Here is a 20,744-nt window from a genome sequence, read left to right as displayed (position 1 = left end):
TATTCACCAACTTATAATTTATTTATTTAAATTTTAATACTTTTTTAATAAAAAACTAATAAATTATTTAATATATTAAAAAAAGAAACTGATTTAATTTTCATTTATTTAAAAAAATAATGCAATAAATGATAAAATTTCATAAGGTAAAAACATTAAAACTAGAAAGGCACAATTTAATGACAGAAATTTTTGGAGAAATTTTCGGTTGATTTGGAGTTATTTTTACGGTTGCTTTTGCAGTTCCGCAATTAATAAAGACTTTTAAAGAAAAAAGCGGGAAAGTTAATTTATTAAGTTTCTTTATTTTCTTTTTTGGGGTTACTTTATGATCAATTTATGCTTCTTTACTTGAATTTAAAAAAATTCAATTAGTAGTTGCCAATTTACTTTCTTTAGTTCTTTTAACAATTACTATTAATTTATTTTTAAAGTATAGAGAATCAAAATTTTATAAACCTTTTATTTTCTTATCAACAATATACAATATAGGAGTAATTTGCTTTGCTTCGATTGCATATCACAACGGGTGAAAATTGAACTCAATTGCTGATGCTATTTTTGGAATAGCTGCTGCATCAGGAACCTCTTTTGCTTTTGCACCACAAACATTTATGATTATCAAAACAAGAAATGTTAAAGATTTATCTCTTATTACTTTAATTTTAGGGTTTTTAATTAATTTTAGCTGAGAAATTTATTGATTCATCATTGGTTTTTCAACAGGATTAATAACAAAAGTAGATATAATTTACATTTTAATTGTTCAAGCAATTGCAATGATAATTTATACAATACAAATAGTGTTGTTATTAAAAGAAAAATCAGCCAAAATAAAGCATAAATAAACTATTTCTTTACACCAAAACCTTTATAAGTAGTTTCTTTATTTTTAATTTTATTATCTTTATGTTCAGATAATGACATAAAGGTTTTTTTATAAAATTTATTATTTAATTTTGTTATTAAATTTTGAATTTTTTTATTTTCTCCTTCTTCTTCAATTATGCTTATTTGTGAAAAACTTGCAACCAAATTATTAAAACCACAAGTAATAAACTTAACTGGTTGTTCATTTCATATTTGATCTAGCATTTTGCTTAAATGATTATAAACAACTTCTTCATTATTTGTTAAATTAGAAAGAGTCAATTTTTTGGATTTTTTTTCTAAATCTGTATAAATCACTAAAAATAAATTTTTTGAAAATAATTGTTTTCTCTGTAAATTAGAACAAATTGTTCTGGAAATATGTTTTATACTTTCTAATAAAACTTTTCTTTCTGTAACCCAATTATCAGCATCAAAAGATATTTGTTGTGAAATTCCTTTAGGTTCTTCATACTTATAATTTACAAAATCATCACCGTTGTTTTCTAAATTATTTAAAAGATCGAAATCTCTTTTATGAACCTTTTGATTTATTGCTAAATCTTTTTTTATTTTTTTATAAAAATCTTCAATATTATAAATTTTTAAATTTTGAAATTTGATATAGGAAGATTTTCCTATACCATAACATTTATCGATTGATAATGGTAAAATTTCTTTTTTAATATCTTTTTGCTCTAATATTTTTAAACCAAATGGTTTAGCTAAATTGGTTGCCATTTTTGCCAAAAATTTATTATAAGAAACACCAATTGTAATAGGCAAATCTAAAAATTTTTTTACATCATTTTGAATAGAAGAAATCATAAAATTTAAATTGTTATTAAATTTTTTAACTAATTCAGTAGCATCCATAAAACACTCATCAATAGAAATGATTTCAATTTTTTTTGTATATTTTCTTTTTAAAAAATCAAAAAAATTTTCAGATTCTTTTAAATATAAATTATAGTTTGGTTCCACAACAACTATATTTGGAATTATTTCTTTTACTTTTGACAATAATCAAGGAACTTTAGCACCTTTATTTTTCGCTTCGTAAGACAACGAAACAACAATAGAATTTTTTCTATTGTAAGCTATAGCAATTTCTTTTTTTTCTAAAAGTTTATTATTCTTTCTCTCTGCAGACACAAAGAAAGAATCTATATCAATATGTAATATAACTTTTTTATTTGACATTTTATAATGTATTTTATTGTTTCTTTTCTTCTAAAAGAACTATAACGTCTTTTATTTTTGATATTTTCATTAATTCTTCATCTGAAATAGATATTGATAATTCACTTTCAATATCTGTTATCATTTCAACTAAGTCAAGAGAATCAACTCCAATTTCAAAAATATCACTTTCTTCAGTGAATTTTTTATTTGTAATTTTTTTTAATTTTTCAAAAACGAAATCTTTCATAAAATAAATTATATATCATTATTTTCTATATTTAAATGATAATTTTTATAAACTTTTTGATCTTCATTAATCCAAATAAACTCTACTAAAACACTTTTTTTATTTTCGTATTTGTAATTGAACTTTATATCACCATAAGACACACCAAGTCTTTTTATAATATCTGTTATAAAAAAAGAAATCATTTTATCATTTATTACAGGTTCTCCATTTTCAATTTCAATATAATCATAATATTCTCTTGCATCAACTTCTGGGAAAATATCATTTTCAGTTAAGAAAAATGATTCGTTATTATTTGTAATTTTTTTATTTTTTGAAGAATCTTCGCTTTTTAAAGCTAAATATATAACTGGGATAGTTATAGCAATAACAGAAGCAACAGAAAGAGAAGAGTATAAAATTATTTTTTTCTTTTTAAAGAGAATTTCCTTTATTTTCGACAATTTCTTCTTCATCTTTTTTGTATAATTTTTTTAATCCATCAAGAGTAATTGTAGTATCTAATAAAAATTTAAATTGACTATTTTTTATTAGATAATGATCCACTTCTGAAATTCTAGGTTCTTTATAACTAGAAATATAAAATTTTACTTTTCCATCATTTTTATCTAAAAATTTATGTTTAATTTTTTGTTTATAACTCAAAGTGATGTCTTCGAAATCTTTATTTATATCAATTTTAATGCGTGGAAAGATTTCTCCTGAGAAATTATAGGGAATAATAAAACCTCGCTTAGAATAACTATTTATGCCCTTTACAGTGGTTTTTTTCTCAAAATCATAATATGTATTATCTACAATTTTGATTTTTCCTATAACTTTTTTACCATTAATAAACTCAACTTTATCATTTTTTTCAAAATATAAATTTAGTTTTTCTTGATTTTCGATTGGTAAGTTTTCAACAAACTTAGGTTTTAAATTTAAATCTCTTTCTATAAGTTCTTCATTATATGCATCGTTATATGCAACTACATCAAATAATGTTTCGTTGTATTCTCCTAATTTTAGTTTTGTAGGATAAAATACTAAATTGTTATAAAGTAATTTATCATAAGAATTTTGATATTTATCATTTATTGTGTTTGCAAAACTTGAAGTTCTAAGGGCTTTAACTGATTTAAATATAATACTATCATCTACAAAAAAATCTTTTTGTAAAAGTGGATTTTTAACTAATTTTAATTGAGTTACAATTAAAGGATCTTCTTTCTTATTTTCTATTGAACTAATTAAACTTAAAGTTTTAATATCTGAAAAAGTATTTTTTTTAAATTCCAAAAACGGAATTATAAAATTTTCATAAGATTCCTCATTTATCTCTTTAATTACAGAAAAATCTAAAGGTTGGTTATTTAATTGGATACTAAATTCTACTTTCTTTTGATTTCTAGAAAAATATGTAGATTTAATTGAAAATGTATCATCAATAATGTTTCTTTTGATTTCTATAAAATGTCTTTCACCCATTGGTGTATTTTTAGAAATGATTTTACTTTTTTTAACTTCAAAAACTGATTCTATTTCATTTATTTCTTTATACTCAGATAGATGCTGGATATTGTCCATATAAGTAAAATAAGAATCTGTCGATTGCTTTGTTGATATTTTTATAGTATGTACTTTTTGATCAATGTTTTTTAAATCAGTTTTTGTTATTTTCAAGAAATTCTTTTCTTAAAATATAAGAATATTCTGGTTCAATTAAGTCCATTATTTTTTCAAAAATAGAAACTGGTTTTTCAGCAACAATTTTATTTTGATTATTTGGATCTAAATTTATTTCTAAACTTTGTTCTAGTTTTAATTTATTATGCATTAAAATAATTAATTCCATAAATTTTCTTTTCTCTACGAAAGTAATGATTCTATGTAATTTTGCCATGTTTTTTTTCTCCTTTTTTGGGTAATTTTTTAATATTCTACCCATTATAATTTTTAAATATTTTTAAAAAAATCATAAAAAAAGGAAAAAATTAGGAAAAATAGGGCAATTTTCCTAATATTTTTGACACTTTTTGGTTTTTTGAACTAAATATTGAAATTAAATTTTTATATTTCTTATTGATAGTTGTCATATTAAAATGTTTTAATTTAAAACTATAAAAATTATGTTTATTTTTTATCCTGTTAGTTGTTTTAAAATTTGTTTTTTAATTTCAATTCCTTGAATAATTTCAATTATTTTTAGTGAAAATTCCAATGAATAAAAAGCACTTTTAGCGGTTATAATTTTATCAAAATGCACTATGTTTTTGTCTTGGAATTTTTCCCCTTTTTTAGATTCATTTGGAAAACCTACATATTCAGTTTTATCATCAAAAATTTTTGTTTCAAAAAGAGCATTTGGTGCATCACAAATAGCAAAAATTCATTTTTTATTTTCTAAAAAATGATTGACTATATTTAAATTTTTAAAATCTTTTCTTAAATAAGTTGCTCCCTTACCGCCTGGAATAAAAATAGCTGAAAATTCACTTAAATCAATTTCTTTTTTAGTTTGTATTTTTACAATTTTGTGTTGTCCTATATATTCTCTTGATTCGTTATTATTATAAAAAATTATTTCAGAAAAAGTTTTCGCTCTTTCTAAAGTTGTAGTTACAGCAGTTAATTCAAAATCTTGAAAATCATCTTGAACTAAAACAAGTAATTTATTATTCATTTTTCCTTTCTAATCATATGTAACATTTGTAAGTTTTCGTAAATATATTATAAATCATTGCATAGTTTTTTCTAAGTCTGGTTGATTATTTTTAGTTAGAAAAAGTTTAATTTTTCCTAGCTTGTATAAATTATTATAAATTTCTGTTTCATCGGTTGAAGGAGTTAAACCTAAGTCAATAATTTTATTTGGATAATATTCAGAAAGAAGTTTATAACCGAAATTAAAAAAATCTTTTTTTGGTATTATTTCAGGTTTAATTGAACCGATTATAGCTAACTTTATCCCTATTAATTCATCTTGAAATTTAGGTCATAAAATACCAGGAGTATCTAATAATTGTATATCACCTGCATTTATCCACTGTTGTCCTTTTGTTACTCCTGGCATATCTCCAACTTTAGTTTTTGCATTTGAAATTAAATTAATTAATGTAGATTTTCCACTATTAGGAACACCCATAATAAAAACTCTTAATCGTGGTTTTAGTAAACCTTTTGCAGAATCTTTTTTTCTCTTATCTTCCAATCGGTCATTAATAGCTTTTAAAATTATTTTTTTGCTGCTATTTTCTTTTAAATTAACAAAAATTACTTTTGAATTTTCACTATTAAATCTTGATAAAATTTTATTTATTTTACTTCTATCTGACATATCACTTTTTGTAATTACAAACAACCTAGGCTTAGAAGGGGATATTTTATCAAATTCTTCATTGTAACTACTTATTGGAGCTCTACCATCTAAAACAATTAAAAACAAGTCTGCTAAAACTTGTTTTTCTTGTATTTGTTTCATCGCTTTTGCCATATGGCCTGGGAATCATTGAATCATATCAATTATTATAATGTATTTTTAAAAAAATAAGAAAGAAAAATTTCCTAATTTATAGGAAATTTCTGTATATTATTAATCAAACTTGATTTTAATTGAAGGTCCCATTGAAGCAGAAACTGTTAAGTTTAAAATATATGCACCTTTAACAACACTTGGTTTTAATTTTTTAATTAATGAAATTAATGTTTGTGCATTTTCTGCTAATGCTTGTGCACTCATTGAAGTTTTTCCAATTAATGAGTGAACAATACCAGATTTATCTGCTCTATAGTTTGCTTTACCCTTTTTAAGTTCTTCTACAGCTTTTGAAGGTGTAGGAGTAACTGTTCCAGTTTTTGGGTTAGGCATTAATCCTTTTGGTCCAAGTTTTTTACCATATTTACCTAAAACAGGCATCATTTTTGGATCAACTACCATTACATCAAAGTCAAATACATCATTTTTTAAAGCTTCTTCTAATTCACCTGTTGTATAAACTAAATCGGCTCCTGCTTCTTTTGAAGATTTTTGCATATCGGGATTATCTGTTGCTACTAAAACTCTAATATTTTTTCCTGTTCCGTTAGGTAATACAACAGCCCCTCTTAATTGTTGATCTGCTTTTCTTGTATCTAAATTTAATCTAATTGCTAAATCTACTGATGCATCAAATTTTGCATATGAAGTTTTCTTTACTAACTCCATTGCATCTTCTAAAGAATAAACTTTATCTTTTTCTACAAGTTCTCTTGCAGATTGAAGTTTTTTACCAATTTTTCTCATATTAGTTTTCTTCACTTTCTTGTTTTTCTTTTATAACTTCTGCATCTACAAAACCTTTATTTTCTGCAGCAGCTTTTGCATCTTCTTCTAGTTTAGCAGCTGAAGCAGCAGCTTTTGCATTTGCTTTAGCTTGTTTTTCAGCTTCTTTTTTAGCAGCTACAACATCGTCTCAACCTTCAACTAAAACACCCATATTTTTAGCTGTTCCTGCGATTGTTTGCATAGCTTTATCTAATGAGTCTGTGTTTAAATCAACTAATTTGTATTGTGCTATTTCTTTTAATTGTTCTAAAGTAATTGTAGCAACAATTTTAGTTTTAGAATTTGAAGAACCTGATTGAATTTTTGCTGCTTGTTTAATTTTATATGAAGCAGGTGAAGTGAATAATTTAAAATCAAATGATTTATCTTTATATATTGTGATAGCTACAGGAACTGGTTCGCTCCCTCTATCTCTTGTTTGATCGTTAAATTGCTTTGTAAATTCAGGCATAACAATACCTAAACCAGCTAATGCAGGACCAGGTTTAGCTTGTCCAGCGTTAAATTGCAATTTAGCAACACGAACTATTTCTTTTGCCATTGCGAGCTTCCTTTCTTTCTCTTGGTGGTAATAACGATTTCTCTTCCACTAAGGCAATATAAATATTGCAATTAAAATTTTACCATATTTTGCTTTTTTTAAATTAAAATTAGTCTAATTTATCTAACTCATCAATTCTTGCTTGGTGTCTTCCGCCTTCGTATTTAGTTTCAAAATACTCATCTACCATTTTTTTTGCTTCTTCAAAAGTTGTAAATCTACCACTTAAAGCAATTGCATTTGCGTTATTGTGTAATTTTGCTAAATAAGCATCATTAACATTTGTAATTCTTGCTGCTCTAACTCCTTTGAATCTATTTAAAGCATATGAAATTCCAAGTCCTGTTCCACAAAAACCCATTCCTATGTCTGCTTTTTTGTTTTGTAAGTGTTTTCCAAGTTTTTTACCATATGTTGCATAGGATACTGATTCTACTCCGTTAAAAGGACCTAAATCTTCTACTTCGTATCCTTTGGATTTTACATATTCTAAAACTTTTACTTTTAAATCATAACCAGCATGATCACTTGCGAATGCTACTCTAATTTTTTCCATACTATCTTAATCTTTCCAATGTTTCTACTTTTATAATTTGTGAAGGTTCGTTGCTTCCTTCTCCAAAATTATAAACTTGTTTTATTTTATTAAAAACTTTTTGTGCTTCTTTTAGGGTTAAATTTTTTTGACCAGAAATATTTGCACTTGTTACTCAGCAAGGACCAGTTTTTTCCAAAAACGCCTGTAATCCTTTTTGATTTGGCATTCTAAAACCTTGATTATTAACAATTAAAGTTATATTTCCAGGTCAAAATTTCTTAGCCAGTTCCTCTGCTTGTGAATTTCATTCTTGAAATTCTCTTGCTTGGTCTATAGAAGCAACTAAAATTATTATTTTTTTATTTATATCTCTTTGTTTAAGTTCATATAAAAGATCTATTTTTTTTGTTTTTACAGGAATTCCTATACCAACAACTGTATCGGTTGTAGTAATAAATACATCTTTATATTTGTCAATTTCATTCATTAATCAAAATCTTTCAATCATTTATTTTTTCGATCATCTTTTACACCTGAAAAAATTGATTCCATTGCTTTTTTCTCTGAATTTGATAATTTTGGAACATATAATTGTAAGTGAATTTTTAAGTTTCCATAAGAATTATTTTTTGGATTTTTAGAACCTTTATTTTTTACAGTTAATACATCACCTGATTTATAAGAATTATTCATTCTAATCTCTTCATTTCCATATGGTGTTGGAATTGTGATAAGATTTTCAGAAATAATATCAATTACAGAAACTGGCACAGTTAAATGAATATCATCACCAACTCTTGTGTAATGCGTATGATCTCTAACAGTTATTTCTATATATAAATCTCCATTTTGCCCACCATTTAATCCAGGACCACCATATCCATTTAAAACTACAGATTGCCCTTCTTTAATACCTGCAGGGATAGAAACTGTCAACTCTTTACTTTCTTTTATAATTCCTTTACCAGAACATAATTTACATAATTTTTGAATTCTTTTTCCTTTACCAGAACAATCAGAACAAGTTGCACTATTTTGAATTGCTCCAAAAGGTGTTTTAATAACTTTTGTAACACTTCCTGTTCCACCACAAGTACTACATTGCTTAATATCTGCTGTAGAATTTGCACCACTACCGTGACAATTATTACATGTGCTATATTTATCAAATTTTCTCTTTATACTTGTTCCTAAAATTGATTCAAGAAAACTTATTGAATATTCAATTTTATAATCTGAACCATCTTCTGGATAATTTTCTCTTGATTTTCTTCTGCCAAATCCACCAAAAATATCTCCAAAAAAGTCACTGAATCCGCTAAATCCACCAAAATTTCCAAATCCACCAAAACCTGCTTGTGCATTTGGATCAAAAGCATCATGACCATATTGATCATATTGTGCTCTTTTTTCTGGATTTGATAAAACTTCATATGCTTCATTTACTTCTTTAAATTTCTCTTCTGCATCTGTTTCTTTATTTTTATCTGGGTGATATTTCATAGCTAATTTTCTATAAGCTATTTTTATTTCTTTATCCGTTGCGTTTTTATTTATTTCTAATACTTCATAATAATCTCTTTTTTTCATAAATAAAATTTTAGCACATTTTATATTAGAGTGCTAAAATTTTGTATATTATTATTCATCTATATCATCTTTTGATACATCTAAATCTGTATAAACTAAAGTGTGATCGCTAATTTTTAAAATTCAATTTTGTAAGGTATCCTTTGAAGGTTTTTTATCAACTTTTTTCTTTCATTCTTTTTCTTCAATAATATTTTTTTTAAAGACAGAAAATATATCAAATCTTTGAGCGTTAGAAGTTTTTAAATCACCTTTATAAAGGATTTTATCATATGGTTCTGATCATTGTCGAGATCTGCCAAGACTTGTTTCTAAATTTCAATCAAGTAATGTTTTATAACCTGCTTTAATTGTTAAATCAAATGCTTTTGCTCCGTTATTTTCCTTTATATTTGTATCTCCCATAAAGAAAATATCGTTATTTTTGCCATCTTGTAAATCAAATCAATTTAAAACATTTTTTAACTCTTTAGCTTCATTTATTTCAAATTGACCTTGACCGGAATAACCGCTCGCTGCTGGTTCAACACCTCTTTTTTGTCCTGGAGAATCAAAGTGAGAGAATACTACGGTAAAATCATTATGTTTTTGATTTTTAACTCTAAAATGTGCTCCATATGGCGGTCTTGCATAAACAGTTTTTTCTTTTTTATTAAAGTAAGAAGTAAATTCTGGGTTTGGATAAGGAATTCCTAAATAAGGGTTTTTATTGTTTTGATATCCAGCAAATGGAATTGGTTCTAAAAATTTATTTTTATAAACTATACCTATATATTCTTGCTGTGATTCTTTACCTTTACCAAATAATTTAGGACTTAATAAATATTTTCAATCTCCATCAGGATCATATTCTTTTAATTTTTCAATTATTTTAGAAACAGCAAGTTCATTATTTTCATTATCAATTGTAACTTCAGTTAAACCAACTAAGGAAAGATTTTCATGATTAATAATTTTTGCTATTGCTTCATTTTTTCAATCTTGTTTTCCAGTGTGATTTAAAATATTTCAATGACCAATTCTTATTTTATCAAATCATAATTCTTGATTATTATCTGTTTTTTTGTTTAAATCATTATTTTTTTTGTATTCTTTTTGTCCTTTTTCATCGTTACTTGGAATAGAAGAGTTAATATTCTCTTTTGACGGTTGTTCCTGTTGTGTCTGTTTTGTAATAGGTTCTTGATGTGTTTGTTTTGAACCACATGAAGTAAAAACTAAAGGTAAAGAAAGAAAAGAAAATCATTTAATTCATTTTTTCATTTTATCTATTTATAAATAATTCTATTTGAAAACTTGAAATGTATTCTTCTTTAGCAGAAAATAAATCGTAATAAAAGGAAATAAAATTTTCTTCTCTTTCTAATTTTGTCATTTTATAAATGAAATCTAACTCACCATATTCAGTTTTAAAAGGACATACTTTTTCTTTATTTAACTCTAAATTAACAGTTGCATGACTTTGAAAAATATTAACTTTGTTTTTTGAAACTTCAATTCTTATAGCAATATTTGTATTTGGATCTTTAAAAATAAATGCATCAAATTCTTCTCATTTATCTAATTCTAAAGGAGAAATAAATTCAATTACTTTTTTATCATCATCCTTGATAATTGTTGAAACAAATTTTATAGTCATTTTTTCAATCTCTCTTTAATAATGTTTTCTCCAAATAAATAAATACTTTTTGCTAATTCTGGTCCATGTTGTTCAAGAGTGGAAGCAATTCTAATTGGTAAAAATAAATTCTTTCCAGATAATTTTGTTTGTTCTTTTGTTAAATCTATTGCTTTTTGAATATTATCAATTGAAAAATTTAAATTATTTAAATGACTGTAAAAAACAAAAATAACTTCTAAATTTATAGGGTTTTCCTTTATAAATGTTTCTGTTAAATCTTTTGGAAACTTGTAAATTCTTAAATTATTTTTAATTTCATTTAAAGTAGCAGCACTTTGTTTATATGTTTCTACAAATAATTCATTTCAATCAGAATCACTATTTAGTTGTAATTGTTCTTTTAAAATAGTGTTGCTTTGATTTTTCATATATTGTTTAGAAAATCATTCCATTTTCTTAATATCAAATTTTGAAGGAGATTTAGACAATCTATTTTCATCAAATTTTTCAATTAATTCTTTGTGACTTAAGATTTCCTGTGCATCTTCACTTGTTCATCCAAGTAATGCTAAGAAGTTAAAAATAGCTTCAGAAATATAACCTTCATTTTTATAATCTTCAATAAACTGTTTTAAACTTAAATCTCTTTTAGAAAGTTTTTTTCCTTCCATATTAGTAATTATTGTTAAGTGTCCAAATTTTGGTGTTTCTCAACCAAAAGCATCATATACCGCAAGTTGTTTAGGTGTATTTGTAATATGTTCTTCACCTCTTAAAACATGGGTGATTTCCATATCATGATCATCAACTACAACTGCAAAATTATAAGTTGGAAATCCATCAGATTTTTTTATTACTCAATCACCAATATCGTTTGAATTTACAGAAATTTGTCCTCTTACAATATCATTTCAAGCGTAATCTTTATTAGGTTTAAGAGCTAATCTTACTGAATATTCTTTATTTTTTTCTCTTGTTTCTTTTTCTTCTTCAGAAATTTTTAGCCAATTTCTATCATATCTAAAGCTGAAAATTCCTTGTTTTTCTTGTTCTTGTCTTTGTTGATCTAATTCTTCTGAAGTATCATATGCTTTATAAGCAAGGTTTTTAGAAATTAATCAATCTACTAATTCATTGTATCTATCAAGTTTTTCACTTTGTCTGTATTTTCCGTATTTTGAATTAGGATTTATTGGTGATTCATCTGGAATAATACCTAATCATTTTAGATTATTTAATTGTGATTCTTCTCCTCCTTCAACATTTCTCGAAACATCAGTATCTTCAATTCTTAAAACAAATTCTCCACTATAATGCTTAGCAAATAAGTATGAAAATAAAGCTGTTCTTGCTCCACCTATATGGAGATATCCTGTTGGACTTGGTGCATATCTAGTTCTTATTTTTTTCATTGTTTCTCCTTAGTTATTAATTTATAAATAATTATATTTTATTTTTTTAAAAAAATTGAATAAATGCAATAAAACTTCTTTATTTATTTTCAAGATAAAAGCAAACTTCCTTTTTGAAAGTTTGCTAATTTTGATTAATTATTTCAATTCTTATTTAAATAAAAATTTATTGAATATCAAAGAATAAAAGGATAAAAATCTTTATCATTTTTATAAATTTTTGTATCATTAACTTTTATGTAAGATTTTCCAAAGTATAGTCTATTATTAAATCAAAAAGTACAAGTTATTATATTAATAAATTTTTCTTTTTCATCTTTTATTTTTTCATTAAAATCTATTTTGTTTTGATCTATATAATTTAAAAGTTTAAAAGAAATATTTTCCTCTTTTTTGTAAAATTCAACGACTTCATTTTCTTCAAAATAAAAATCTTTACTTAAATATTTTTCAAAATAAACTAAGTCATTTTGATTTACTTCAATTTGATCTCAGTTTGCTTTTTTCTTTTCTTTTTTTAATTTTATTTTATAAACTATAAATGAAATAAAAGTTAAAAACAAAATATAAGCAATAGAAACAATAAATAATATAACATTGATATTAAAAGTTTTAGAATTAAAAAAATCAATAATCAAAAAACCTATTCCAAATATTAAACAAATAATTTCAAAAAATAAATAGATAATATCAAAATAAGAAATTTTTTTATTTGTAATAAGAAATTTTTTTCATAATTTTAAATCTACATTTTTTAAATTAATTATGTTCTTATATCTAATAAAAGTGATTGAAATTGTTAAAATTGTTGCTACAAGAATTGCTAAGAAAGTTATTATATAAGCTATCATTTTTCTCCTTTTTTAATTATAACTATTCTGTTTTTTTGATTAATATCTTTTTTTATTTCTATATTTAAATTTTCAAGAGACTTAAAATAATCTAAATTTCAATCTGAAATTTCAAATATAAGAATTCCTTCCTTTTTTAAAAAAGATTTACCATCATTAATAATTTTTTTATAAAAGTAATTTCCATCTTCTTTTGCAAATAATGCATTGTGATTTTCTCATTCTAAAACAGAGTGATCCAGTTTTATATTTTCAGGTATATATGGGGGATTAGAAATAATTAAATCATACTTTTGATTGGAATCTAATTTTTTAAATAGATTAGATTTAATTACTTTAATTTTTGACGAAAATAAGTGATTTTCCTTTATATTAGTCAAAATTTTACTTATTGCTTTTTCATCATTATCAACTAAAGTTACTTCACAACCTATCTTATCAAAAATAGTTAATCCTATAAAGCCAGAACCTGCACACATATCTAAAACTTTAGAATTTTTATTCAAAAATTTTAAAGATTCATTAATAACTTCTTCTGTTTCATATCTTGGGATTAAAACCTTATCGTCTGTAATTAAAAATTTTAGTCTGTCCATTTGAACAAAACCAATAATTTGTTGAATAGGCATTGAAGTTTTTAATTTATTTTCTTCTTCTTTAGTAATTATTAATGGTAAATTATTTCTTATTTTTTCTCGTAATAAAGATTCTCTTCTTTTACTCAAGTCCTGCATTTTGAATCTTTTCTGCTTGTTCTTCTGCTAATAAAGCTTCGATAATTGGGTTTAATTGACCTGCTATAACATTTTTTAAAGATGTAGAAAAACCAATTCTATGATCTGTTATTCTATCTTGTGGATAATTATAAGTTCTTATCTTTTCACTTCTTGCACCAGAACCAGCTAATTTTCTAAAAGCACCTTCTACTTCTTGTTTTTTTCTAATTTCTAAGTCATAAAGTCTTGATTTTAAAATTTTCATTGCTAATTCTCTGTTGGCTATTTGGCTTCTTCCATCTTGAGAAGTAGCAATAACACCTGTAGGAATGTGTGTTATTCTTACAGCAGAATCTGTTGTATTAACGGATTGACCACCTGCACCAGAAGATCTAAAAGTATCTACTCTAATATCGTTTGGATTAATTTCAATTTCAACATCTTCATCTGCTTCAGGCATTACAGTAACTGTTGCAGTTGAAGTGTGAACTCTACCTTGAGTTTCAGTTTCTGGAATTCTTTGAACTCTATGAACTCCTGACTCAAACTTAAGTTTTGAATATGCTTTTTCACCACTAATTGAAAAAACTATTTGAGTAAAACCTCCAGCTACAGCAAATGTAGAATCAAGAACCTTTACTGTCATATCATTTGAATCAGCTCATTTATTGTACATTTTAAAAAGGTCACCAGCAAAAATGTTTGCTTCATCGCCGCCAGCTGCCCCTCTTATTTCCATAATAACGTTTCTTTCATCATTTTCATCTTTTGGCAATAATAAAATAATAAGTTCTTTTTCTAAAATAGGCATTTGCTCTTCACAGTTTGTTATTTCAGATTTAGCAAAAGCAATAATTTCTGCATCTTTTTCTGCAAGAAGAAATTTAGCTTCTTTTATAGTGTTTTCAAATGCTAAATATTTGTCAAATGTTTCTACTATGTCTTTGATTGAAGAAATTTCTTTAACAATTTGAGTGTATTTTTTTATATCACTCATTGTTTTTTCATCTAATAAAATTTTATTTAATTCATTATATTTTTCTTTAATTGAAATTAGTGATTTATACATTGAAGTTTCCATATTAATTTTAATTATATAAGAAAACTGCTTTTTTAAAAACTTAAAAGGCGAAAATTTAATTATATTTGTAAAGTTAAAGATTTATTAAAAGTTTTAAAATTTTATTTTACTTTGTAAAAACATTTCCAGTTTTAAACATAAAAAACATTTCTATATAAACAAGGACATAACTTTGGTAAGAAACCAAATTTATGTCCTTGTTTAAGCAAGAGTGAGTTGAAAATAGAGAACATTGAACGGAAATATTATGATCTTTATAAAACTTATTTAGAGAATAATAATAAGTAAAATGAAAAAAATCTGATAGTTACAATATATAGCAAGGTGAGTACTAAATTATAGTTATTACTATGAAAGTAGTGATAACTTTTTTTTATTTGAATTTTGTTTATTTTTTAGTTTATTTCTTTTATTAAACATACAAAAAAATAAAAAAATTTTTATAAAAAATAATTTGAATTATAATAATAATTATATATAGGGAGAAGTATGAAAGAAAAAATTAAAGCAGAACTAATGGAAAAAATAAACAATATTGAAATTCAAGAAAAATCTGGTTTAAACTCTTTTTTAGATGAGTATATTGAAAACAAAATTGAAAAAAATAAAAATAAAATTACAAAAGCGTTTAATTATGCTAACGATGATGAGTGATACACAACAAAAGAAGATATTCAATTTTTTATTGATAATGCAAAAATTCCTAAAGATAAAATAATTTGATGTCCTTTCGACTTACCAGATTCTAATTTTGTTACTGTTTTTAAAAAAAACGGTTACAAAGTGATTTCATCTCATATCTTAGAAAACAAAGATTTTTACAGTTATCAACCAGAACATTTTGACATTATTATCAGCAATCCACCTTTTAGAGGTAAATTTAAATTATTGCAAAGATTGTTAGAATTTAACAAACCTTGAGCACTAATTTTTGGAATTCAAGCATTAAATAGTGAAAAATTTTGTAATGAGTTACAAAAATTTGAAAGAGTTCAATATGTCCATTTAAAAAGGAGAATGTGCTTTACAAAAGATTATTTAAATTATGATGTTTTTAATCTAGATAGACCTTCTTTTGCAAGTATGTGAATAGCAAATAAAATGTTTGAAAAAGATATTCAAGTATGAAAAGGAGTAGATTATAAAAAAGATGGAAAAGAATTTATGTAATAAAAGAAAATTTACTATACTTGTCTCAAAGTCTTTATTTTCAAATTTAACCAAAGAAGCGAATAAAGAAGAATCTGACAAACTATATAGTGATATAAAACTTATTTTAAGTCTAGATAAAAAAATTGATATAAATGATGAAGTAGAATGAAAAAATACAGAAGCAAAGTTTCAGGGTTTAGTTATTGAAGAATTAAATGAATTAATTTATTTTACTCAAAAATTAGGAGAAAATGGTAAACCAAAATCTAGAAACACTTATATTATGCAGAATTTTTTGCCAGTTTTGTTGTTTAGTTATGAAAATAATATAAAAAATATTTCTGTATCATTACATCCTTTAGATTTGTTTTTATATATTGAAGAATTCCCAAAAACAATTTTAAAAGATTTTAAAATTTTTAGTACTTTGGGCATAAAAATTAATTATAGTTTAACAGCAAGACAAAAGAATAATTTGAATACTAAATTTGAAAATATAAAACATTTTCAATTAGAAAAAGAAAATTTAAAAAGGCAAAATAAAAGAAATTTATCAAGTTATATTGAGTATGATGAGTTAAAAAAAGAGATTAAACTATATGCTAAATTTGATGGAGCTAATGCATCAGATTCTTTAATCAGTGCAATAGTAATCAATAAAATATTTGAAAAAGATAAAGATATTAAGAGAAAACTTTTAATTTTAAAAACAAACGAAAAATTATTTGAAATTAAGCAAAATTTATTAAAAATTTTAAAACAAAATAATTTTGAAGTAAATAAACAACCAATCTTTTCTCAACCTATTTTTGATATAACCCACTCTGAAGAAGACTTAAAAAGAAATCAACCTCTTTTTAAAGAAAATATAAAAATTTGATATTGTGAAAATAATTTAAATCCAGATAAATGTTTAGTTTGTGGTTATCAATTTTCAGAACATTTAATTTCAGCACACATACATAGAGTTTCGGATGTAAAAAATGAATTTAAAAATAATAAAATTTCTTTCGATGATGCTAATAAATTGATTGTTGAAGGATGTAACGGTTTTTTGCTTTGTCCTACATGTGACAAAGAATTTGAATGAGGAAAAATTTTCTTTGATTTAAATTTATATAAGTTTTTTTCTAATCCAGAAAATAAATATATTACAGAAACTATCAATATAACAACAAACAAAGAAAAATTTGAAGAAAACATTAAAAAACATCTAGTGAGAATTAAAAATTTATCAAAATAAAAGTTGAGTTCCAACTTAATTTTTTTATAAATTTAAAAATTTGGCACTTTTTACTTGTGAGTGCTAAAAAATATGCTATAATGTTTTCATAAATAAAAAAAATCACTTATTAAAAAGGAGAATAAATATGGCAAAAGAAATAGTATTAGGAATAGATTTAGGGACAACTAACTCTGTTGTTTCTATAATTGAAGATAAAAAACCTATAGTTTTAGAAAATCCAAATGGGAAAAGAACAACTCCTTCTGTAGTTTCCTTTAAAAATGGAGATATTATTGTTGGAGAAATTGCAAAAAGACAATTAGAAACAAATCCAGATGCAATTGCTTCTATCAAAAGATTAATGGGGACAAGCAAAACTGTAAAAGCAAATGGAAAAGAATACAAACCAGAAGAAATTTCAGCAATGATTCTTTCTTATTTAAAAGAATATGCAGAGAAAAAAATTGGCAAAAAGGTTTCAAAAGCAGTTATTACTGTTCCTGCTTATTTTGATAACGCAGAACGTGAAGCTACCAAAACAGCTGGAAAAATAGCAGGATTAGATGTTTTAAGAATAATAAATGAACCTACAGCAGCTGCTCTTGCTTTTGGACTTGACAAAACAGATAAAGAATTAAAAGTTCTTGTTTATGACTTAGGAGGAGGAACATTTGACGTTTCTGTTCTTGATTTAGCAGCAGGAACATTCGAAGTACTTTCTACAAGTGGAGACAATAGACTTGGTGGAGATGATTGAGACCATGAAATTGTTAAATGACTTTTAGAAAAAATTAAAAGTGAATATAAATATGATGCCACAAACGACAAAATGGCAATGGCTAGATTAAAAGAAGAAGCAGAAAAAGCAAAAATTTCTCTTTCTGAACAATCAATCACTACAATTTCATTACCATTTTTAGCAGTTTCTGAAAACGGTCCAATAAATGTAGAATTAGAACTAAAAAGATCAGAATTTGAAGCAATGACTGCTTATCTTGTAGATAAAACAAGAAAACCAATTATGGATGCCTTAAAAGAAGCTAAACTGGAAGCTAAAGATTTAGATGAAATTTTATTAGTTGGTGGTTCTACAAGAATCCCTGCTGTTCAAACAATGATTGAACATACATTAGGTAAAAAACCAAATAGAAGCATTAACCCTGATGAAGTTGTAGCAATTGGTGCAGCTATTCAAGGTGGAGTGCTTGCAGGAGAAATTGATGATGTTTTATTATTAGATGTTACTCCTTTAACACTAGGTATTGAAACAATGGGTGGGATTGCAACCCCTTTAATCCCAAGAAACACAACAATTCCAGTAACTAAGTCACAAATTTTCTCAACTGCATCTGATAATCAACCAGAAGTTACAATTTCTGTAGTTCAAGGTGAAAGACAAATGGCTGCAGATAATAAAGTTCTTGGAACATTTAACTTATCAGGAATCGAACCAGCTCCAAGAGGAGTACCACAAATTGAGGTTTCTTTCTCAATCGATGTTAATGGTATTACAAAAGTTACAGCAAAAGACAAAAAAACAAACAAAGAACAAACAATAACAATTCAAAATACATCTACACTATCTGAAGAAGAAATTCAAAAAATGATAAAAGAAGCCGAAGAAAACAGAGAAGCAGATGCAAAGAAAAAAGAAAAAGTAGAAACAACAGTTAGAGCAGAAACTTTAATTTCCCAGTTAGAAAAATCACTAACTGAACAAGGAGATAAAATTGAAGCATCTCAAAAAGAAATGTTAACTAAACAAATTGAAGAATTAAAAACTTTATTAAAAGAAGAAAAAATTGATGAATTAAAAACAAAATTAGACCAAATAGAACAAGCTGCTCAAGCTTTTGCACAACAAAGTGCTAATTCACAAGCAAACGCTTCAAATGAAGATAATGACTCTTTTAAAGCAGATGTTAAGGAGGAATAATTTAAATAGAAAAAGGTAATTTAATACCTTTTTCTATTTTTAATACCTTTAATTAGGGACCGTAACACATTTTGTGTAAAAATTTCTCAATAGCAAATATTTAAACTAAAATATTTATAAGGAAAAATTTTTTTATGACTAAAAAATTAGAAACTGCTAAAAAACTTTATAAAAAAAAACAAACCAAAAACATAAAATTAATTATTTTTCAATAATTCATTAATTGTTTTAAAAGATAAACTTTTTACAATGTTAATTTTATATTTTTTTGGAACAATAGAGAAATTGTATTGAATTTTACTGTTGGATAAATTATAGCTTTCATTTAAATTATAGTTAAAATCCGAATCATTAATTAATGAAAAATCAATAACTTTATTTTCTTCATCAATTTTAGATTTAATTAATACTGATTGTTTTAAACAATTATAATTAGTTTTATATTCTAGTGTTCTATGAATAACAATGCTATTATTTTCAAAAATTTGATCAAATGTTTTATCTTTGAAAAAAATCTTTTCAAATTCTGTTAAAATATCATTTTCGCTTTTTTTAGTTTTGCTATTCTCTTCTGTGTAAAATTCCTTAATAGAAGGAATAATCTTATTTTTAAATTCTTCTTTGTTATTGATAATGTGTATGTCATCATTTAATAAAAGATTATTTGAATTAAGTGAATTATTTTTAAAAATTAAAACATCTAATATAAAAATATTTTGCTCTTTTTGTTTTTGAAATATTAAAGGTCAATAATCTTTAAATAAATCATTTTTAATAAAAAAAATCTCTTTGTATTGAAACTCTTTATATAAATTAAGTAAAATTTTTTTGTTTTCTTCTTCATTTGTTTTAGAAAATATAATTTCTTTATTTTTGTCTGTTTTTATTAACGTAAACCTTTTCTTTTGTGAAACTAAAGATGTTTTTCTTGTAGTTTCTCCACTATCAATTCCAGGCAAATTTAAAACTGATATTTCTAAGATATTAAACTTATCAACTGTATTTTCATCAATTATAAAATTTAAAAAATCATTAGTATATCATAAAGATTCATTTTCTAATAAAATTAAATTGTTTTGTGTTAATTCATTTTCTAATTTATTTCCATTAAGAAAATCTTGTTCAAACATTTTTGTAATTTGTTCTTTGGTTAATCTATTATTTATATTGAATTTATCATATAATTCATTAATTTTACTAAAAATTTTTTCATCAAAATCATCAATAGTTTTTATTATTAATTTTTTTTCATTTAAAAAGTTAAAATTATTTTCTTTGCTTTCAAATAATTTTTCTCTAAATTGATCAAAAATAAAACTATTGTTTGCTTTTATATTTTGTTGATCTTGTTTAATCTTAATGAGATTTTCAAAATAAATTGATTTTACTTTAATTTGCTCAATATATTCTTTTATTTCTTTCTGAGCACAAGAAAATAATGAAAATGTCATCGGAAAACTTAAACTAATT

The 20,744-nt window shown here is 24.2% G+C and carries 23 protein-coding genes; 4 read left to right on the top strand and 19 right to left on the bottom strand.

The features are described 5' to 3' along the window. Positions 1-128: 128 nt before the first annotated feature. The gene (locus ACXX88_RS00605) at positions 129-848 is read left to right on the top strand and encodes a PQ-loop domain-containing transporter (protein WP_436358907.1); all 720 of its coding nucleotides are present in this window, start codon (positions 129-131) and stop codon (positions 846-848) included. A gap of 1 nt (position 849) precedes the next feature. On the opposite strand, the gene ACXX88_RS00600 is transcribed toward ACXX88_RS00605, so the two are convergent. The 18 genes from ACXX88_RS00600 to prfA form a co-directional block, all read right to left on the bottom strand. Then, positions 850-2,073 carry a Y-family DNA polymerase gene (locus ACXX88_RS00600; RefSeq protein ID WP_458559268.1) on the bottom strand — a complete coding sequence of 408 codons (1,224 nt, stop codon included), beginning with the start codon at positions 2,071-2,073 and terminating at the stop codon, positions 850-852. 13 nt (positions 2,074-2,086) lie between these two features. Further along, on the bottom strand, positions 2,087-2,302 hold the full coding sequence (locus ACXX88_RS00595; RefSeq protein WP_436358905.1) for a phosphopantetheine-binding protein: 216 nt from the start codon (positions 2,300-2,302) through the stop codon (positions 2,087-2,089). Positions 2,303-2,310: 8 nt separating this feature from the next. Continuing rightward, complete coding sequence (locus ACXX88_RS00590) at positions 2,311-2,748, bottom strand: MHO_1590 family protein (protein WP_436358904.1); 438 nt, start codon at positions 2,746-2,748, stop codon at positions 2,311-2,313. After that, positions 2,720-3,874, bottom strand: a complete 1,155-nt coding sequence (locus ACXX88_RS00585; RefSeq protein ID WP_458559267.1) for an MHO_1580 family protein — start codon at positions 3,872-3,874, stop codon at positions 2,720-2,722. Before ACXX88_RS00585 ends, ACXX88_RS00590 begins: the two co-directional genes overlap by 29 nt. Further along, positions 3,843-4,190: an MG284/MPN403 family protein gene (locus ACXX88_RS00580; protein WP_436358902.1), complete on the bottom strand. Its 348-nt coding sequence runs from the start codon at positions 4,188-4,190 to the stop codon at positions 3,843-3,845. The genes ACXX88_RS00585 and ACXX88_RS00580 overlap by 32 nt, the downstream gene beginning before the upstream one ends. Before the next feature lie 237 nt (positions 4,191-4,427). Then, positions 4,428-4,970 carry a DJ-1/PfpI family protein gene (locus ACXX88_RS00575; protein WP_458557340.1) on the bottom strand — a complete coding sequence of 181 codons (543 nt, stop codon included), beginning with the start codon at positions 4,968-4,970 and terminating at the stop codon, positions 4,428-4,430. 9 nt (positions 4,971-4,979) lie between these two features. Next, a complete protein-coding gene (gene ylqF, locus ACXX88_RS00570; protein WP_458557341.1) occupies positions 4,980-5,804 on the bottom strand; it encodes a ribosome biogenesis GTPase YlqF in 825 nt (274 codons plus the stop codon). A 75-nt stretch (positions 5,805-5,879) separates the two neighbouring features. Then, positions 5,880-6,569 carry a 50S ribosomal protein L1 gene (gene rplA / locus ACXX88_RS00565; RefSeq protein ID WP_458557342.1) on the bottom strand — a complete coding sequence of 230 codons (690 nt, stop codon included), beginning with the start codon at positions 6,567-6,569 and terminating at the stop codon, positions 5,880-5,882. A 1-nt stretch (position 6,570) separates the two neighbouring features. Next, the gene (gene rplK, locus ACXX88_RS00560) at positions 6,571-7,152 is read right to left on the bottom strand and encodes a 50S ribosomal protein L11 (RefSeq protein ID WP_436358898.1); all 582 of its coding nucleotides are present in this window, start codon (positions 7,150-7,152) and stop codon (positions 6,571-6,573) included. 109 nt (positions 7,153-7,261) lie between these two features. Beyond that, positions 7,262-7,708, bottom strand: a complete 447-nt coding sequence (locus tag ACXX88_RS00555; RefSeq protein WP_458559266.1) for an RpiB/LacA/LacB family sugar-phosphate isomerase — start codon at positions 7,706-7,708, stop codon at positions 7,262-7,264. A gap of 1 nt (position 7,709) precedes the next feature. After that, complete coding sequence (locus ACXX88_RS00550; protein ID WP_458557343.1) at positions 7,710-8,198, bottom strand: Sua5/YciO/YrdC/YwlC family protein; 489 nt, start codon at positions 8,196-8,198, stop codon at positions 7,710-7,712. After that, entirely contained in the window at positions 8,177-9,280 is a 1,104-nt protein-coding gene (dnaJ, locus tag ACXX88_RS00545; protein ID WP_458557344.1) for a molecular chaperone DnaJ, read from the bottom strand. Before dnaJ ends, ACXX88_RS00550 begins: the two co-directional genes overlap by 22 nt. A 51-nt stretch (positions 9,281-9,331) precedes the next feature. Then, the gene (locus ACXX88_RS00540; RefSeq protein ID WP_458559265.1) at positions 9,332-10,543 is read right to left on the bottom strand and encodes an endonuclease/exonuclease/phosphatase family protein; all 1,212 of its coding nucleotides are present in this window, start codon (positions 10,541-10,543) and stop codon (positions 9,332-9,334) included. A gap of 1 nt (position 10,544) precedes the next feature. Continuing rightward, positions 10,545-10,919, bottom strand: a complete 375-nt coding sequence (locus tag ACXX88_RS00535; protein WP_458557346.1) for a hypothetical protein — start codon at positions 10,917-10,919, stop codon at positions 10,545-10,547. Next, positions 10,910-12,313 (bottom strand): glutamate--tRNA ligase, encoded by a 1,404-nt coding sequence (gene gltX, locus ACXX88_RS00530; protein ID WP_458559264.1) that lies wholly within the window; start codon positions 12,311-12,313, stop codon positions 10,910-10,912. The genes ACXX88_RS00535 and gltX overlap by 10 nt, the downstream gene beginning before the upstream one ends. Before the next feature lie 134 nt (positions 12,314-12,447). Then, positions 12,448-13,164 carry a hypothetical protein gene (locus ACXX88_RS00525; protein WP_458559263.1) on the bottom strand — a complete coding sequence of 239 codons (717 nt, stop codon included), beginning with the start codon at positions 13,162-13,164 and terminating at the stop codon, positions 12,448-12,450. Further along, entirely contained in the window at positions 13,158-13,889 is a 732-nt protein-coding gene (locus ACXX88_RS00520) for a peptide chain release factor N(5)-glutamine methyltransferase (protein ID WP_458559262.1), read from the bottom strand. The genes ACXX88_RS00525 and ACXX88_RS00520 overlap by 7 nt, the downstream gene beginning before the upstream one ends. Next, positions 13,882-14,961, bottom strand: coding sequence for a peptide chain release factor 1 (prfA, locus tag ACXX88_RS00515; RefSeq protein ID WP_458559261.1), 1,080 nt, complete (start codon positions 14,959-14,961; stop codon positions 13,882-13,884). The genes ACXX88_RS00520 and prfA overlap by 8 nt, the downstream gene beginning before the upstream one ends. A 489-nt stretch (positions 14,962-15,450) precedes the next feature. On the opposite strand from prfA, the gene ACXX88_RS00510 reads away from it, so the two are divergent. The 3 genes from ACXX88_RS00510 (at position 15,451) to dnaK (ending at position 19,274) form a co-directional block, all read left to right on the top strand. Next, positions 15,451-16,131 carry a hypothetical protein gene (locus ACXX88_RS00510; protein ID WP_458559260.1) on the top strand — a complete coding sequence of 227 codons (681 nt, stop codon included), beginning with the start codon at positions 15,451-15,453 and terminating at the stop codon, positions 16,129-16,131. Further along, complete coding sequence (locus ACXX88_RS00505; protein WP_458559259.1) at positions 16,112-17,356, top strand: HNH endonuclease signature motif containing protein; 1,245 nt, start codon at positions 16,112-16,114, stop codon at positions 17,354-17,356. Before ACXX88_RS00510 ends, ACXX88_RS00505 begins: the two co-directional genes overlap by 20 nt. A 127-nt stretch (positions 17,357-17,483) precedes the next feature. Then, positions 17,484-19,274 (top strand): molecular chaperone DnaK, encoded by a 1,791-nt coding sequence (dnaK, locus tag ACXX88_RS00500; protein WP_458559258.1) that lies wholly within the window; start codon positions 17,484-17,486, stop codon positions 19,272-19,274. Positions 19,275-19,471: 197 nt separating this feature from the next. Here dnaK and ACXX88_RS00495 read toward each other — a convergent pair whose 3' ends face one another. Continuing rightward, a complete protein-coding gene (locus ACXX88_RS00495) occupies positions 19,472-20,725 on the bottom strand; it encodes a hypothetical protein (RefSeq protein WP_458559257.1) in 1,254 nt (417 codons plus the stop codon). Positions 20,726-20,744: the final 19 nt, after the last annotated feature.

Source organism: Mycoplasma sp. 5370 (assembly GCF_054343435.1).
This window is presented reverse-complemented; position numbering and strand designations above follow the sequence as displayed.